Origin of the sequence: Kribbella sp. VKM Ac-2569, assembly GCF_004216905.1 — a bacterium.
Classification (GTDB): domain Bacteria; phylum Actinomycetota; class Actinomycetes; order Propionibacteriales; family Kribbellaceae; genus Kribbella.
Map to the genome: position 1 here is coordinate 1,218,864 of NZ_SGXJ01000003.1, position 14,649 is coordinate 1,233,512.

At 67.4% G+C, this 14,649-nt stretch carries 15 protein-coding genes; 3 read left to right on the top strand and 12 right to left on the bottom strand.

Annotated elements, in window-relative coordinates; genetic code table 11:
• Positions 1 to 17 precede the first annotated feature (17 nt).
• The 5 genes from EV649_RS26085 to EV649_RS26105 form a co-directional block, all read right to left on the bottom strand.
• Positions 18 to 902 (bottom strand): carbohydrate ABC transporter permease, encoded by an 885-nt coding sequence (locus EV649_RS26085; RefSeq protein WP_130386165.1) that lies wholly within the window; start codon positions 900 to 902, stop codon positions 18 to 20.
• The gene (locus EV649_RS26090) at positions 902 to 1,867 is read right to left on the bottom strand and encodes a sugar ABC transporter permease (protein WP_130386166.1); all 966 of its coding nucleotides are present in this window, start codon (positions 1,865 to 1,867) and stop codon (positions 902 to 904) included. The genes EV649_RS26085 and EV649_RS26090 overlap by 1 nt, the downstream gene beginning before the upstream one ends.
• Positions 1,864 to 3,147: an extracellular solute-binding protein gene (locus tag EV649_RS26095; RefSeq protein ID WP_130386167.1), complete on the bottom strand. Its 1,284-nt coding sequence runs from the start codon at positions 3,145 to 3,147 to the stop codon at positions 1,864 to 1,866. Before EV649_RS26095 ends, EV649_RS26090 begins: the two co-directional genes overlap by 4 nt.
• Before the next feature lie 215 nt (positions 3,148 to 3,362).
• Positions 3,363 to 5,498: a 3-hydroxyacyl-CoA dehydrogenase NAD-binding domain-containing protein gene (locus tag EV649_RS26100; protein ID WP_130386168.1), complete on the bottom strand. Its 2,136-nt coding sequence runs from the start codon at positions 5,496 to 5,498 to the stop codon at positions 3,363 to 3,365.
• Positions 5,495 to 6,715, bottom strand: a complete 1,221-nt coding sequence (locus EV649_RS26105) for an acetyl-CoA C-acetyltransferase (protein WP_130386169.1) — start codon at positions 6,713 to 6,715, stop codon at positions 5,495 to 5,497. The genes EV649_RS26100 and EV649_RS26105 overlap by 4 nt, the downstream gene beginning before the upstream one ends.
• A 62-nt stretch (positions 6,716 to 6,777) precedes the next feature.
• Here EV649_RS26105 and EV649_RS26110 point away from each other — a divergent pair, with 62 nt between their 5' ends.
• The gene (locus tag EV649_RS26110; protein ID WP_241998645.1) at positions 6,778 to 7,527 is read left to right on the top strand and encodes a MerR family transcriptional regulator; all 750 of its coding nucleotides are present in this window, start codon (positions 6,778 to 6,780) and stop codon (positions 7,525 to 7,527) included.
• A 35-nt stretch (positions 7,528 to 7,562) separates the two neighbouring features.
• Here EV649_RS26110 and EV649_RS26115 read toward each other — a convergent pair whose 3' ends face one another.
• From EV649_RS26115 to EV649_RS26125, 3 genes are read right to left on the bottom strand one after another with little or no spacing between them, the layout of a single operon-like run.
• Entirely contained in the window at positions 7,563 to 7,823 is a 261-nt protein-coding gene (locus tag EV649_RS26115; protein WP_130386171.1) for a DUF6510 family protein, read from the bottom strand.
• The gene (locus EV649_RS26120) at positions 7,820 to 8,551 is read right to left on the bottom strand and encodes a ferredoxin reductase (RefSeq protein WP_241998647.1); all 732 of its coding nucleotides are present in this window, start codon (positions 8,549 to 8,551) and stop codon (positions 7,820 to 7,822) included. The genes EV649_RS26115 and EV649_RS26120 overlap by 4 nt, the downstream gene beginning before the upstream one ends.
• Before the next feature lie 8 nt (positions 8,552 to 8,559).
• Positions 8,560 to 9,156 (bottom strand): sulfite oxidase-like oxidoreductase, encoded by a 597-nt coding sequence (locus tag EV649_RS26125; RefSeq protein ID WP_130386173.1) that lies wholly within the window; start codon positions 9,154 to 9,156, stop codon positions 8,560 to 8,562.
• A 297-nt stretch (positions 9,157 to 9,453) separates the two neighbouring features.
• Here EV649_RS26125 and EV649_RS26130 point away from each other — a divergent pair, with 297 nt between their 5' ends.
• Both EV649_RS26130 and EV649_RS26135 read left to right on the top strand, forming a co-directional pair.
• Positions 9,454 to 10,266, top strand: coding sequence for a GAF and ANTAR domain-containing protein (locus EV649_RS26130; RefSeq protein ID WP_157996320.1), 813 nt, complete (start codon positions 9,454 to 9,456; stop codon positions 10,264 to 10,266).
• Complete coding sequence (locus tag EV649_RS26135) at positions 10,266 to 10,994, top strand: GAF and ANTAR domain-containing protein (protein WP_130386175.1); 729 nt, start codon at positions 10,266 to 10,268, stop codon at positions 10,992 to 10,994. The genes EV649_RS26130 and EV649_RS26135 overlap by 1 nt, the downstream gene beginning before the upstream one ends.
• 225 nt (positions 10,995 to 11,219) lie before the next feature.
• Here EV649_RS26135 and EV649_RS26140 read toward each other — a convergent pair whose 3' ends face one another.
• Genes EV649_RS26140 through EV649_RS26155 form a run of 4 tightly spaced genes read right to left on the bottom strand, consistent with a single transcriptional unit; the run spans position 11,220 to position 14,645 of the window.
• Positions 11,220 to 12,362 (bottom strand): acyl-CoA dehydrogenase family protein, encoded by a 1,143-nt coding sequence (locus EV649_RS26140; protein ID WP_130386176.1) that lies wholly within the window; start codon positions 12,360 to 12,362, stop codon positions 11,220 to 11,222.
• A gap of 15 nt (positions 12,363 to 12,377) precedes the next feature.
• Entirely contained in the window at positions 12,378 to 13,499 is a 1,122-nt protein-coding gene (locus EV649_RS26145; RefSeq protein ID WP_130386177.1) for a CaiB/BaiF CoA-transferase family protein, read from the bottom strand.
• Between the two features lie 34 nt (positions 13,500 to 13,533).
• Complete coding sequence (locus EV649_RS26150; RefSeq protein ID WP_130386178.1) at positions 13,534 to 13,923, bottom strand: hypothetical protein; 390 nt, start codon at positions 13,921 to 13,923, stop codon at positions 13,534 to 13,536.
• Positions 13,920 to 14,645 carry an NAD(P)H-binding protein gene (locus EV649_RS26155; protein WP_130386179.1) on the bottom strand — a complete coding sequence of 242 codons (726 nt, stop codon included), beginning with the start codon at positions 14,643 to 14,645 and terminating at the stop codon, positions 13,920 to 13,922. The genes EV649_RS26150 and EV649_RS26155 overlap by 4 nt, the downstream gene beginning before the upstream one ends.
• Between the last annotated feature and the right edge of the window lie 4 nt (positions 14,646 to 14,649).

The following is a 14,649-nucleotide window of genomic DNA, read 5'->3' on the forward strand; positions in this document are numbered from 1 at the left end:
CTCCCCGCCGGTTTGGGTCAGTCCTTGATGCCGGACTGGGTTACGCCCTGGATCAGGTAGCGCTGGAGGAAGGCGAAGATCAGGACCAGCGGGAGGATCGAGACGGCCACCGCCATGAACAACTCGTGGATGTTGATGGTTTGGGCGGTGATGAACGTCGACATCGCCACCTGGATGGTCCACGACGACGAGTCCTGCCCGATGACCAGCGGCCACAGGAACGAGTTCCAGTTGCCGATGAACGTGATCGCCGCCAGTGCCGCGAAGAACGGCAGGGAGTTCGGTACGACGATCCGCCAGAACACCCCGAAGTACCCGGCGCCGTCGACCCGCGCCGCCTCCTCCAGCTCCCGGGGAAATCCGAGGAAATACTGCCGGAAAAGGAAGGCCGCGAACCCGCTGAACAAGGTCGGAATGATCAGGCCACGCAGCGAGGACACCCATCCGAACGACGACACGACGATGAACGAAGGGATGAAGGTGACTGCACCCGGGATCATCAGCGTCGCGACGATCGCGTAGAAGATCTTGTCCGCGTGCCGATAGGGAATGCGGGCCAGCCCGTACCCGGCCATCGATGCCAGCAGCAACTGACCGCCGGTGCCGAGGATCGCGACGACGGCGGAGTTGTACATCGCCCGTGCCATCGGCACCGTGGTGTCGTTGAACAGCTCACTGATGTTGCTCCACTGCAGATGCGAGGGGAACAGCGTCCAGTCAGGAGCGGTGATGTCCTGTTCGGTGGCCAGCGCGTTGCGCAGGATCAGGTAGAACGGGATCAGGAACAGCACGACCGCGATGAGCAGGGCGATCCAGCGCAGCACCAGGGCGACCCGGCCCCAGGTGCTCCGGCTGAACCCGATCGGCTGCGGAGTTCCCGTCGTACGTTCGGAGACAGCCATCAGTCACCCGCCTTTCCGAAGCCGAAGATCCGGTTCTGCAGCAACGTCACGAGCATGATGATGACCGCGAGGATCAGCGCGCCGGCCGAACCGTGCCCGAGGTCCTGGATCGATCCGAGCGAGATGCCGTACAGGTAGACCAGCGGTGGCCGCGCGTAGTTGACGTTGCCGACCAGGTTGTAGAACTCGTCGAACGCCTGGTAGGCCGCGATCAGGTTCAGGATCAGTACGGCGACCGACGTCGCCCGCAGCTGCGGCAGCGTGATGTACCGGAAGACCTGCCACCCGGGCTTCGCCCCGTCGACGTACGCCGCCTCGTACAACGTCGGCGAGATCCGCTGCAGCCCCGCGATGAACAGGATCATGTAGAACCCGAGCTGCAGCCACAGCCGTACCGTCACCAGCGGGATCCAGTACCACGGCGGATCCACCGTCGACAGCCAGGCGATGTTGTCGATTCCGAACCAGCCGAGCACGGTGTTCGCGAGACCGAACCGGACGCCGTTGAAGATCGACAGCTTCCAGATCAGCGACGCGACGACGTACGAGCACGCGGTCGGCAGGAAGAACACCGACCGGAAGAACGCCCGCGCGATCTTCACCTGGTTGACCAGCAACGCCAGCGCGAGCGCGAGCACGAACGTCAGCGGCACGATGAACACCGCGAAGATCGTGAACGTGCCCAGGCTGGACAGGAAGTTGTGGTCGGTGAGCATGTCGACGTAGTTGCGCAGCCCGACGAACTTCGACGGTGTCGCGGTGTTGTACGCCTCGAAGAAGCTGAGGACCAGGCTCCAGATGATCGGCAGGTACGAGAAGACCAGCAGCCCGACGACGAACGGGCCGACGAACACCCAGAACCACAAGGTGGTCCCCGCGATCGTCTTGCGCCGCCGCCGCCGTGATCCCCGCCGCTCACCAGAGACAGCGGGGTCCGCGGACGTCTTGGTGGCCGGAGCGCTCATCCGAACAACCGCGTCAGCTCGCCGTTGACGGTCTTCTCGGCCTTGGTGATCTCGGCAGCTGGGTCAGCTCCCTTCTTGATGACGTTGGTGAGCAGGTCGGTGAACGCCGTACCCATCTTCGGCGTCCAGGCCGGGTTGTCGGTGTAGCCGTAGTCCTGGGTCAGCTTGACCGTGTCGGCCGCGACACCGCTCTGCAGCTTGGCCGCCTTGGCCGCGAGGCTCTTCCGCGGCGGGATGTGGAAGCCGTAGCTCAGCGACCAGTCCTCCTGGTACTCCGACTTGTCGATCCACAGCCACTTGACGAACTTCTTCGCCGCGTCGACGTTCGCGCTCTTCGCGGAGACGAACTGGGTCCAGCCGCCGGAGTACACGGCCGGCTTGGCCTGCGCGTCGAGCTTCGGGAACGGGATGACGCCGATGTCGTCGCCGAGAGCCTTCTGCATTCCCGGCACCGCCCACATGCCGATGAACTGCATCGCCACCAGGCCCTGGTTGATCGCGGTCGGGTCCCACCAGTCCGTGGGCGCACCGAGCAGGACGCTCTTGCTGGCGTACAGCTCGTGCAGTTTGCCGAAGGCCTGGGCGGCGCGATCGCCGGTGAAGCCGGGCTTGTTGTCCTTGGTCAGGTACTCCCCGCCGGACGAGTACAGCGCCGGACCGCCCATGACGTTGCCACCGTCGTTGCCGACGAAGATGCCCTTCACCTTGTTCGTGGTGAGTTCCTTCGCAGCGGAGATCAGGTCGTCGATCGTCTCCGGCGGCTTGATCCCGGCCTTGTCCAGCAGGCTCTTCTTGTAGTAGATGACCTGCGGGTCGATGATCATCCGGATCCCGTAGATCTTGCCGTCCAGGGTGTTCGTGGCCAGGTCGCCAGGCTGGAAGTCGTCCTTGACGTCGGCCATGATGTCGTCCAGCGCCACGACCTGGTTGCTCTTCACCATACTGATGTTGAAGTGGCCCTCGAAGACGTCCGGGCCCTTGCTGGAGAGCAGGCCGGACGCGAGCTTGGCGTCGTAGTCACCCGGCGTCCACTGCACTGCGACGTTCGCGTCGGGGTAGGCCTTGGCGTACTTCAGCGCCGCCTGCTGGGTCCCGGTCTCGCCGTACTGGTGGTACCACTGCGCGAGGTTCGGTTTCGAGCCGCCGCTTCCCCCGCCGGACGACGGTCGGCCGGTGTTACCGCCACAGGCCGCGGTGAATGCGGCGAGGGCGGCAAGGCTCCCGGTCCGCTTGAGCAGGTCGCGCCGGGACAGTCCGGCGTTCGGAACATGAGCAGGCATGAATTCCACCTTCCCGAGAGGGAACGTCGCAGGGGACGCACGGTTCCGAGGTACTTAACGGTGTTAAGCATCTCCGAGTTCTGGCACACGGTACTGCAGGTCAATCGTTGTAGAAGTGGCAGCACAATGGCTCAAAAGCGCGCCCGGCGCAAGACCGGGCGCGCTGTTATTTGTTCGAATGTGTGGATTTTGCTTGAGTTGGTATCGGGCCGTGATCAGCCGAAGATCTCCCCCGCGGCAGCCTTCCGGTCCAGCAGGGCCGGCGGCTCGAAGCGGGCGCCGTACGTCGCTGCCAGCTGGCGTGCACGTTCTGCGAACTTCTGCACACCATAGGCGTTTACGTACTGCAACGCGCCGCCGTGCAGTGGCGGGAACCCGATGCCGAAGATCGACCCGATGTTGGCATCCGGCACCGAGCGCAACACACCCTCGTCCAGGCACTTCACCGTCTCGAGCGCCATCGCGAACAGCATCCGCTCCTGCAGATCGACGCGCGAGACGTCGGCGCCGGCAGCGAAATGCTCGCGCAACCCGGGCCACAACTGCTTCGGCCCGTCGGCCGGGTAGTCGTAGAACCCCGCACCGGCAGCCTTGCCGCGCCGGTCGAACTCGTTGACGAGCCGGTCGGTCACCGCCATCCCAGGGTGATCGTCGAACGCGCCCGCACTGTCACCCGCCACCCGCGCGGCGTCCCGGATCTTCTGCGGCAGCGTCAGCGTCACCTCGTCCAGCATCGCCAGCGGCGGCGCCGGGAACCCGGCCTGGGTCGCGGCGCGCTCGATCATCACCGGGTCGACACCCTCGGCGACCATCGCGGCACCCTCCATCACGAGCGTGCCGAACACCCGCGACGTGAAGAACCCACGGCTGTCGTTGACCACGATCGGCGTCTTCTTGATCTGCCGTACGACGTCGTACGCCTGCGCGATCGCGCGATCCGAGGTCTTCTCCCCCACGATCAGCTCGACCAGCGGCATCCGGTCGACCGGCGAGAAGAAGTGCATGCCGATGAAGTCGTCGGGCCGGTCGATGCCGTCGGCGAGCGCCGTGATCGGCAGCGTGGAGGTGTTCGAGCAGAGCAGCGCGTCGGGCTCGACCACGTCGGCGATCTCCGCGAACACCTTTTGCTTGAGCCCGCCGTCTTCGAAGACGGCCTCGATCACCAGGTCGCACCCGGCCAGGTCGTTCGGGTCCCCGGTCGGCGTGATCCGGCTCAGGAACGCCTCCACCTCGGCAGCCGTCGACCGACCCTTCGCGACCTGCTTCGCCAGGAGCTTCTCGGAGTACTCCTTGCCGCGAGCGGCCGCCTCCAGCGAGACGTCCTTGAGCACCACAGACATCCCGGCCTTCGCGCACACGTACGCGATCCCGGCGCCCATCATCCCCGCCCCGAGCACCCCGACCTTGCGCGCGGAGTACTTCGGCACGCCGGCAGGCCGCGACCCGCCCGCGTTGATCGACTGCAGGTCGAAGAAGAACACCTGGATCATGTTCTTCGCGATCTGCCCGGTCGCCAGCGACACGAAGTACCGCGACTCGATCCGCGAGGCGGTCTCGAAGTCGACCTGGCTGCCCTCGACCGCGGCGCTCATGATCGCCCGCGGCGCCGGGTACGGCGCACCCTTGAGCTGCTTGCGCAGGTTCGCCGGGAACGCGGGCAGGAAAGCGGCCAGCTTCGGCGAGGACGGCGTACCGCCCGGGATCTTGTACCCGTCGCGGTCCCACGGCTGCTTGGCGTCGCCGTCGTACGTCGAGATCCACCGGCGGGCCGCATCCAGCAGGTCCCCGGCCGGCACGACCTCGTCGACGATGCCCACGCTCGCGGCGTGCGCGGGCTTCATCCGCTGGCCCTGCAGCAACACCTTCATCAGCGCGTCCTGGAGTCCGAGCATCCGGACCGTGCGGGTCACTCCCCCGCCGCCGGGCAGCAGGCCGAGTGTCACCTCGGGTACGCCGAGTTCGATCCGGTTGTCGTCGGCAACAATCCGGTGGTGGCAGGCGAGCGCGATCTCGAGCCCGCCGCCGAGCGCCGATCCGTTGATCGCGGCAACCACCGGGACGCCCAGCGTTTCCAGGGTCCTGAGCTGCCGCTTGACCTCTTCGATGGTGTCGAACACCTCGGCCGCGTCCGACGGCTGGATCTTCGACAGCTGCTGCAAGTTGCCGCCGGCAAAGAACGTCGACTTCGCCGAAGTCACGATCACGCCCTTGATCAGGGCCTTCTCGGCGACCAGGCGTTCGACAGTCCGGCCCATTGCTTCGACGTACGCGTCGTTCATCGTGTTCGCGGAGGCGTCTGGGTCGTTCATCGTCAGCGTGACGACCCCGGCGTCGTTCTTCCACTCAATCATGCCGTGAGCCTTTCGATGATCGTCGCGACGCCCATACCGCCGCCGACGCACAGGGTGGCCAGTCCGTAGCGGAGCTCGCGTCGCTCCAGCTCGTCCAGCAGGGTTCCGATCAGCATCGCGCCGGTGGCGCCGAGCGGGTGGCCGAGCGCGATCGCGCCGCCGTTCACGTTCACCTTCTCGTGCGGTACGCCGAGATCCTTCATGAAATGCATGACCGCAGCCGCGAACGCCTCGTTCATCTCGAACAGGTCGATGTCGTCCACCTCGAGCCCGGCCCTGGCCAGCGCCTTGCGGGCTGCCGGCGCCGGGCCGGTCAGCATGATCGTCGGATCCGCGCCGCTGACGCCGGTGGCGACCACCCGGCCGCGGGGCGCCTGACCGAGCGCCTCACCGGCCTTCTCGTTGCCGACAGCAACCAGCGCCGCCCCGTCGACGATGCCCGACGAGTTGCCCGCATGGTGCACATGCGTGATCCGCTCGACGGTCAGGTACTTCTCCAGCGCGACCGAGTCGAACCCGCCGTGCTCCCCGATCGCCTCGAACGACAACGGCAGCCCGGCCAGCGTCTCGACGGACGTCCCGGGCCGGACGAGCTGGTCGTGGTCCAGGATCCGCAGCCCGTTCCGATCCACGACCGGTACGACGGAACGCGCGAAGTACCCGTTGGCCCACGCCTTCGCGGCCCGCGCGTGCGACTCGGCGGCGTACGTGTCGACGTCGGTGCGGGAGAAGCCGTCGAGCGTCGCGATCAGGTCCGCGCTGATGCCCTGCGGGATGAAGCCGGTCTCGAGAGCGGTCTCCGGGTCCATCGCCCAGGCGCCGCCGTCGGAACCCATCTTCACGCGAGACATCGACTCGACGCCGCCCGCCAGGATGAAGTCCTCCCATCCGGACCGGACCCGCTGCGCTGCGTGGTTGACGGCCTCGAGACCCGACGCGCAGAAGCGGTTCAGCTGCACGCCACCGGTCGTCTCGGGATAGCCGGCCACCAGTACGGCGGTCCGCGCGATGTCCATGCCCTGGTCGCCGATCGGCGTCACCACGCCGAGCACCACGTCGTCGATGGCCGTCGGATCCAGGTCGGGATGCCGGGTCCGCAGCTCCTGCAGCAGTCCGGTGATCAGCTGGATCGGCTTGACCTCGTGCAGCGCACCGGTGGGCTTGCCCTTGCCGCGCGGTGTCCGAATCGCGTCGTACAGAAAGGCTTCGCTGGTCATAGAGGTGATTGTGACAGTAGAGCTGTCACGATGGTCAAGGGGGACTCGTTATGATCTCCGCCATGTCGGAGCTGGCGGGGACTGCGTCTACTGGGACCGACGCGACGCTGACGGTGGACGAACTGTCGGCGCGGGTCGGGATGACCGTGCGTACGTTGCGTTTCTATGCGGGGCGGGGGCTGATTCCACCGCCGATCCGGCGCGGGCGGGTCGGGTACTACGGCCCGGAGCACATCGCGCGGCTCGATCTGGTGCGTGAGCTGCAGGCGCACGGGTTCACGCTGCAGGCGATCGAGGGGTACCTGGACCGGATCCCGACCGACGCGACACCGCAGGACATCGCGCTGCACCGGACCCTGCTGACGCCGTGGATGCGCGATCTCCCTGAAACACTCGATCGCTCGGCACTGGTACGGCGTACCGGCCGGGAGCTGAACGACGACGACATCGAGATGCTGGTGGCGCTCGGGGTGGTCGAGCCGACGCCCGACGAGGACGTGTTCCAGGTCGCGACCGCGCATCTGAGTCTCGGCGTCGAACTGCTCGACCTGGATCTCCCGGTCGAGGCGGTGCTCGACGCCGGCCGGATCTTCACCGAACACGGCCGCGCGATCGCCGAGGAACTCACCGAGGTCTTCCGCACCAAGGTCTGGCCCCACTACCGCGACTCCGGCGGCCCCCCGGAACACATCCAGCAACTGGTAGAACGCTTCAAACCAGTCACCATCCAAGGCCTGGTCCTGGCCTACGAACGAGCCGTAGGCGAAACCCAACGAGACACAATCCGCCGAACCCAACACAAACCCCGCTGACCCCACCGCCGGGTGGTGTTTGCGGGCCCGGGGGGTTATGAGTTGGGGACTCGGAGGTAGGTGAGGCCTCGGAGGTCTAGGTAGGTGTTGGTGGGGGTGGTTACTACGCGGAGGAGGACGGTGTCGCAGCCGGCGCAGCGGGCGATCATGCCGGGGGCGTCGACGTACAGGCGGGACTCGGCGAAGACGGTGGTCTGGCCGCAACCGTTGCATTGGGCAATGGCTGCGGTGAGGTCGACCGCGAACAGTTCGCTCAGCGCCCCCGCGGCCGCGTTGCCGTCCAAGTAGTCGCTCATCGAGGTCCTCCTGTCGGGCCGAAACGTTCAGTTCTGACGCGGGCCGGGTCGTGCCCGGCCGCGACCAGCAGGTCCGCCACCGTCTCCACGAACGGCGTCGGTCCGCATACGTACGTCGTCGCGCCGTCCTCGGGCTTGAACGCGTACTGCTCGATCAGCTCCGCGTCGATCCGCCCGACCCGAGGCTCCCCGGCCGGCGCCTCCCGCGTGTAAACGAGCCGTACGTCGACATCGTCCGACGAGGCCAGCTCCTTCAGATCGCTCACGTAGATCACCGACTCCGGCCGCCGCACGGAGTACAGCAACCGCACCGGCGTCGTACCAGCGACGGCATGAGCCCGCAGCATCGCCCGCAACGGCACGACTCCCGATCCCCCGCCGATCAGCTGCACCGGCCCTTCCTGCTCGGGCTTCCACACGAACCACCCGCCGACCGGTCCCCGGATCTCCAGCGGATCCCCGACCTTCAGCACGTCGACCAGGTACGGCGACACTTCGCCGTCAGGCACCTGCTCCACGGTCAGCTCGATCGTCGAGCCGTCCGAACCGTCCCAGGCCGACGCGATCGAGTACGACCGCGACGCCCGGTACCCGTCGTCCGCGGTCAGCCGTACGTCGAGATGCTGCCCCGCGAGATGCCCCGGCCAGTCCGGTACGTCGAGCACGATCGTGCGAGCGGTCTCCGTCTCCCGCCGTACATCGGCCACCGTGGCGACCTGCCAAGACATGCGCGCGCTCAATCGCCGGCGTATCGCTGTTCTTTCCATGGGTCTCCGTACTCGTGATAGCCGGCGGTCTCCCAGAAGCCGAGGTCCTCGCTGTCGGACAGCACCAGACCTCGGACCCATTTGGCGCTCTTCCAGAAGTACAGGTGCGGAACGAGCAGTCGCGCGGGTCCGCCGTGTTCGGCGTGCAACGGCTCACCGTCGTACTCGTAGGCGATCCAGGACTGCCCGTCGAGCAGGTCCTCGAGCGGCAGGTTCGTGGTGTAGCCGCCGTAGCTGTGCGCCATCGCGAAGTCCGCGCCGGTCTCGACGTCCGCGAGCAGCGTGTCGAGCGAGACGCCCTTCCAGGTCGTCTGCAGTTTGGACCACCGGGTCACACAGTGGATGTCCTTGGTGATCTCCTCGGCCGGCAACGCCGTCAGGGCCGCCCAGTCCCACTTGTACTTCTCGCCGGTCTCCGTGGTGACCGTGAATTCCCAGTGATCGGTCAGGATGTGCGGTGTCGGTCCCGCCGACAGCACCGGAAACTCGTGCGTCAGGTACTGCCCCGGCGGTAGATCCGTCCCACCGCCGCGCCGACCTGTGAACCCCGGCGACACGATGCCCATAACGACCTCCCTCGACTCCTGGAAGCAGTCAATCACGGTCGACCTGCGCGCAGGGAGCGCCGCGGACCCGACACGGGACTAAACTGGGCGGTACGGCGTGCCCCGGACCACGGCTCGCGCATCGCACCCGGCGGGCGACGGATGAGGATCGCGGCATCGGGTACCGGTCGTTATCAGGCGGCTGGACCGGCGGATCTGGGGACCGGACATGGCGCGGCCGCACAAGAGTCTGATGGTGACGCGCGCGCTATGACCAACATCTCGATGATCCGGCCGCTAGGGTGGACGCTCCGCCCGATGGCGGTTCGAGTCTGGACGGATTGGGTGGATCACGACCGCAGCGCGAGGGTGTGGGGGGCGATCAGAGCCGTTGCCGACGGCGCGTCCCCGACGCTGGCGCACGCCGTGTCGGCCTGTGCCCAGGCGCTCTCCGCGGCCGGCGCCGGGCTCGCGATGACGCGCGACGGCGGGATGCTCGAGCCGGTGCTGGCCACCAGCCCGGAGATCGCTGACCTGGACGAACTGCAGTTCGAGCTTGGTGACGGCCCGAGCGGTGAGGCGGCCGCCATGAGCGCGCCGGTGCTCGAGCCAGACCTTGCCGGCGTCGCGGCCGGTCGACGGTGGCCGGCGTTCGCCGCAGCTGGTGGTGCACGGAATGTGCGCGGCGTCTTCGCGTTCCCGGTCGCCGCCGGAGCCGCGAGGGTCGGCGTACTGACCGTTTACCGGCGGGAGCCGGGACCACTGCAGCGCGAGCAACTGGAGCAGGCGTTGGTGTTCGCAGACGCCCTGTTCGTGCTCGCCCTGGACAACCGTCAGGGTGTCAGCGCGGACCTGGACGAGGTGATCGAGGCTGCGTTCACCGCTCGCCGGGCCGAGGTCCACCAGGCCGCCGGCAGGCTCGCCTCCCAGCAGCGCATCAGTGTCACCGACGCGCTGGCCCGGCTGCGCGCGTACGCCTACAGCAGTGGATTGTCGTTGTACAAGGTCGCCATCGACGTGATGTCCGATCGCCTGCACCTCGACGGTGACCAGCCCCGTGGCGGCGGTCCACCGGCGAAGCCGCAGCTGACAGACCCCGAAACGGCCGAGAAAGAAGAGGAGGAGGACTGATGAGTGCATCCGATCGCAGAGTGCGCGAGGTGTTCATCGAATTGTCGGACACGCTCGTCGACGACTTCGATGTCATCGAGTTCCTGGACCGGCTCGCCGCTCGTTGCAGCGAGCTGCTGGGGGTGTCGGCCTGTGGCATTCTTCTCGCCGATCATCACGGTGCGCTGAACCTGGTCGCGGCCTCCACCGAACAGGCACGGCTGGTCGAGCTGAACCAGCTGCAGAACCTCGAGGGCCCCTGCTTCGACGCGTTCAGTACCGGCCGCCCGGTGCAGCATCCGGACCTGCGGAGCGCCCGCGGCCACTGGCCCCGCTTCACCGCAGCCGCTGTCAGCTCCGGCTACCTCTCGGTGCAGGCGCTGCCGATGCGCTTGCGCGACACAGTCCTCGGGGCGGTGAATCTGTTCAGCAAGACCACCGGGGAGCTGGATGCCGACACCATCACCCTGGGGCAGGCGCTGGCCGACGCGGCCACGATCGGCATCGTGCACCAACGCGCGCTGGCCCGCCAGGAGATCGTCACCGAGCAGCTCCAGACCGCTCTGAACAGCCGGATCCTGATCGAGCAGGCGAAGGGTTTCCTCAGCCACAGCCTCGACATCGGCGTCGACGAAGCGTTCGCCTTGATGCGTTCGTACGCCCGCGCCAACAACCGCCGTCTGACCGACGTCGCCGACGAGGTCGTCCAGGCCAGGCTGACGCTCACCCCGTCCCCGTCTCTGGAGTAGTTGTGACAAGCCGTGGTGCCTTGCTGCCTTAAGGGTTAGGCTGATCGAGCCTGTTCGGGCATGCCCAAGACCTCGGCGCCAGGTGTGTCGCGCCGCCGGAGGGGTTGCGCACGACACACGGCGATACCCAGCACAGGATGCTCGCACCACCTGTCTGGTGATCAGGCGCAGGACCCGTCGCGACGGCGCCGCCCGCGTGCGCACCGAGCGACGGTTCCCCTGCGTCTAGACGCCCATCGTCCGGCCGATGATTTCCTTCATGATCTCGGTGGTGCCGCCGTAGATGGTCTGGATACGGGTGTCCAGGTAGGCCTTGGCGATCGGGTATTCGGTCATGAAGCCGTAGCCGCCGTGCAGCTGGAGGCACCGGTCGACGACCTTCTTCTGCAGCTCGGTGGTCCACCACTTGGCCATCGCGGCCTCCGCGACGGTCAGCGTGCCGGCGTTCAGCTCCTGAATGCAGCGGTCGACGAACACCCGGGCGATCTGCGTCTCGGTCGCGAGCTCCGCGAGGACGAAACGACTGTTCTGGAACGACCCGATCGGACGGCCGAACGCCTTGCGGTCCTTCACGTACCGGAGGGTGTCCTCGAGCATGTTCTCGCAGGCGGCAGCCGCGACCACCGCGATCGTCAACCGTTCCTGAGGAAGCTTCTCCATCAGGTAGATGAAGCCCTTGCCCTCTTCGCCGAGCAGGTTGTCCACAGGGACCCGAACGTCGTCGAAGAACAGTTCCGCAGTGTCCTGCGCCTTGAGCCCGATCTTGTCCAGATTCCGCCCACGCTCGAACCCGGGCATCCCGCGCTCGACCACGATCAGCGAGATCCCCTGCGCGCCGGCCTCCGGATCAGTCTTCGCCACGACGATCACCAGGTCGGCGAGAATCCCGTTGGAAATGAACGTTTTCTGCCCGTTCAGCACATAGTGGTCGCCGTCGCGCCGCGCGGTGGTCTGGATGCCCTGCAGATCGCTGCCGGCCCCGGGCTCGGTCATCGCGATCGCGGTGATCGTCTCCCCCGAACAGAACCTCGGCAGCCAGCGCGCCTTCTGCTCGTCGGTCGCGTAGTCCAGCAGGTACGCCGAATTGATGTCAGTGTGGATGGTGAAGCCGACCCCGCTCGCACGAACCCGGGTCAGCTCCTCGATCAGCACGGTGTTGAACCGGAAGTCACGCACGCCACCACCGCCGTACTGCTCCGGCATCATGAATCCGAGCAGGCCGGCCGCGCCGGCCGCGCTCCAGAGCTCGCGCGGGACGATCCCGGCGTCCTCCCAGCTGTCGTGGTGGGGGACGATCTCCTTGTCGCAGAACGACCGGACGGTCTCCCGGAAGGCGTCGTGATCGGCGTCGAACAGCTGACGTTCCACGGGCGGGTTCCTCTCTCAGTTCTGCACGGCTGCGCCGGACTCGAGCAGCCCGTCGATGTCGGTGATTCCCCAGTCGGCCAAGGCTTCCCGGGTGTGTTCCCCCGGCCGCGCGGGCGGTCGGTCCAGGCTGGTCGGCGTACGGTCGAAGCGCGGCGCGGGGGCCGCCTGCCGGACGCCGTGGTGGTCCACAAAGGTGCCTCGGGCAACGAGGTGCGGGTGGTCGCCGGCCAGCGGCAGCACCGGTGCGACGCAGGCGTCCGAGCCGTCGAACAGCTCCGTCCACTCCGCCTGCGTCCGCTGCCGGAACGTTTCGGCCAGAACCTTCCGTAACTCCGGCCATTGCGAAGGATCGTTGCGGTCCGGCGCGTCCAGACCGAGTTTGTCGATCAGCTCGGCGTAGAACTGCGGCTCCAGCGCCCCGACCGCGACGTGCTTCCCGTCGGCGGTCTCGTACACGTCGTAGAACGGCGCACCCGTGTCCAGCAGGTTCGTCCCGCGCTCCTGCCGCCACGACCCGGCGGCGAGCGCCCCGAGCAGCATCGTGGTCAGGTGCGCCGATCCGTCCACGATCGCCGCGTCCACGACCTGTCCCTGACCGCTGCGCTGCGCCTCGTTCAGGGCGGCGAGTACGCCGATCACGAGGTACAGCGAGCCGCCCGCGAAGTCACCGAGCAGGTTCGCCGGCACCTGTGGCGGCCCATCGGCGCGCCCGATCAGATGTAGCGCGCCGGACAGCGCGAGGTAGTCGATGTCGTGCCCAGCCGCTTGCGCGAGCGGACCGTCCTGGCCCCACCCGGTCATCCGCCCGTACACGAGCCGCGGATTGAGCGCGTGACAGTCCGCCGGCCCGAGCCCGAGCCGCTCGGCCACCCCGGGCCGGAATCCTTCGACCAGTACGTCGGCCTGCGCGACCAGGCGCCGTACGACGTCGACCGCGGCCGGTTGCTTGAGGTCCAGGGCCGCACTCCGACGGCCGCGATTGACCAGATCCAGCTCCGGCGGACCCATCGACGCCCCGCCACCGGGGCGATCGATCCGCAGCACGTCGGCGCCGAGCTCGGCCAGCATCATGCACGCGAACGGCGCCGGACCGAGGCCGGCCAGCTCGACCACCTTCACGCCCTCGAGTGGACCCATGGGCGCTATTGTGACAGTCCTACTGTCACAGTCGTCAAGTCAACTTGCGCGTCCCCACCAAAGCGGTGGCCGGCAGCACCACCATCAAGATCACGCCGACTGCGAGTACGACCGACCAACCCGGCTCGCCGTGCTCGAGATGGGCGAGGTGGAAGATCATGTGTGGCAGGGAGAACGCGAGATACGCCAGCAGCGCCACTGCCGCCAGGTAACGGTCCAGGCGAATCGCGGCCGCGGTCAGGACGATCCCCAGACCGAGCGACGCGCCGCCGAAGTCGTGGAAGAGATGGTCGCTGTACGGCGGTGTCCAGTTGACCGTCGGCACGTGGTCGTAGAACGTCTTCGGGGCGAACGTCAGCCACACGCCGAGAACGAGCTCGAACGCGGCGAACACGATCAGCACCGCGCGGACATAGCCCTTCATCTGAGGTAGTCCGCGAACGTGATCCGCCCGTACGCCGGACCGTCCACCATCGCCGCGCCGTCGGCGTACGCCCGGAAAATCTTGCCGCCCAGCCGCAACGGCAGCACCGGCCGACGCGAGGACCTCGCCTGCTTCCACATCTGCGCCAGTTCGACGACAGGCCGCCGCTCTGGACCCCCGATGTCCGCGGCGTGACCGTTCACCGGGGGCTCGTCGACGAGCTCCGCGAGGCGGACCGCGACGTCCTCCACCGCGATCGGCTGCAGCGTGATCGCGGGGGCGAGCACCGCCGGCAGGAAACGCTGCGCGGCGAGGACCCGCTCGACCAGGTTGTGGAACTGGGTCGCCCGCAGGATCGTGTACGGCACGCCCGACTCGGCGACCAGGCGCTCGGCCTCGAGCTTGTGCCGGTAGTACGCGAGCGGGATGCGTTCGATGCCGGCGATCGACATCACCACGAGGTGCTGTACGCCCGTGGCGGCCTTGAGCAGGTTGCGAGTCTGCTCGACGTCCCGGCGGCCCTGGCTCGTGGCCAGGTGCACGACCACGTCCGACCCGTCGATCGCCGCGGCCAGTCCCTCGCCGGTCGTCAGGTCGCCGACTACACGGTCGGGTCCGGGCTTCCGGCTCAGCACCCGGACCTGATGATCAGCGGCACGCAGTCTGGCTACGGTCGGCTTGCCAAGGGTGCCGGTTCCGCCGGTGACAAGGATGGAAGTCATTTTT

Coding starts and splice junctions, on each gene's coding strand:
- EV649_RS26085 (WP_130386165.1), bottom strand. CDS start 902: ATGGCTGTCTCCGAACGTACGACGGGAACTCCGCAGCCGATCGGGTTC.
- EV649_RS26090 (WP_130386166.1), bottom strand. CDS start 1,867: ATGAGCGCTCCGGCCACCAAGACGTCCGCGGACCCCGCTGTCTCTGGT.
- EV649_RS26095 (WP_130386167.1), bottom strand. CDS start 3,147: ATGCCTGCTCATGTTCCGAACGCCGGACTGTCCCGGCGCGACCTGCTC.
- EV649_RS26100 (WP_130386168.1), bottom strand. CDS start 5,498: ATGATTGAGTGGAAGAACGACGCCGGGGTCGTCACGCTGACGATGAAC.
- EV649_RS26105 (WP_130386169.1), bottom strand. CDS start 6,715: ATGACCAGCGAAGCCTTTCTGTACGACGCGATTCGGACACCGCGCGGC.
- EV649_RS26110 (WP_241998645.1), top strand. CDS start 6,778: ATGTCGGAGCTGGCGGGGACTGCGTCTACTGGGACCGACGCGACGCTG.
- EV649_RS26115 (WP_130386171.1), bottom strand. CDS start 7,823: ATGAGCGACTACTTGGACGGCAACGCGGCCGCGGGGGCGCTGAGCGAA.
- EV649_RS26120 (WP_241998647.1), bottom strand. CDS start 8,551: ATGTCTTGGCAGGTCGCCACGGTGGCCGATGTACGGCGGGAGACGGAG.
- EV649_RS26125 (WP_130386173.1), bottom strand. CDS start 9,156: ATGGGCATCGTGTCGCCGGGGTTCACAGGTCGGCGCGGCGGTGGGACG.
- EV649_RS26130 (WP_157996320.1), top strand. CDS start 9,454: ATGGCGGTTCGAGTCTGGACGGATTGGGTGGATCACGACCGCAGCGCG.
- EV649_RS26135 (WP_130386175.1), top strand. CDS start 10,266: ATGAGTGCATCCGATCGCAGAGTGCGCGAGGTGTTCATCGAATTGTCG.
- EV649_RS26145 (WP_130386177.1), bottom strand. CDS start 13,499: ATGGGTCCACTCGAGGGCGTGAAGGTGGTCGAGCTGGCCGGCCTCGGT.
- EV649_RS26150 (WP_130386178.1), bottom strand. CDS start 13,923: ATGAAGGGCTATGTCCGCGCGGTGCTGATCGTGTTCGCCGCGTTCGAG.
- EV649_RS26155 (WP_130386179.1), bottom strand. CDS start 14,645: ATGACTTCCATCCTTGTCACCGGCGGAACCGGCACCCTTGGCAAGCCG.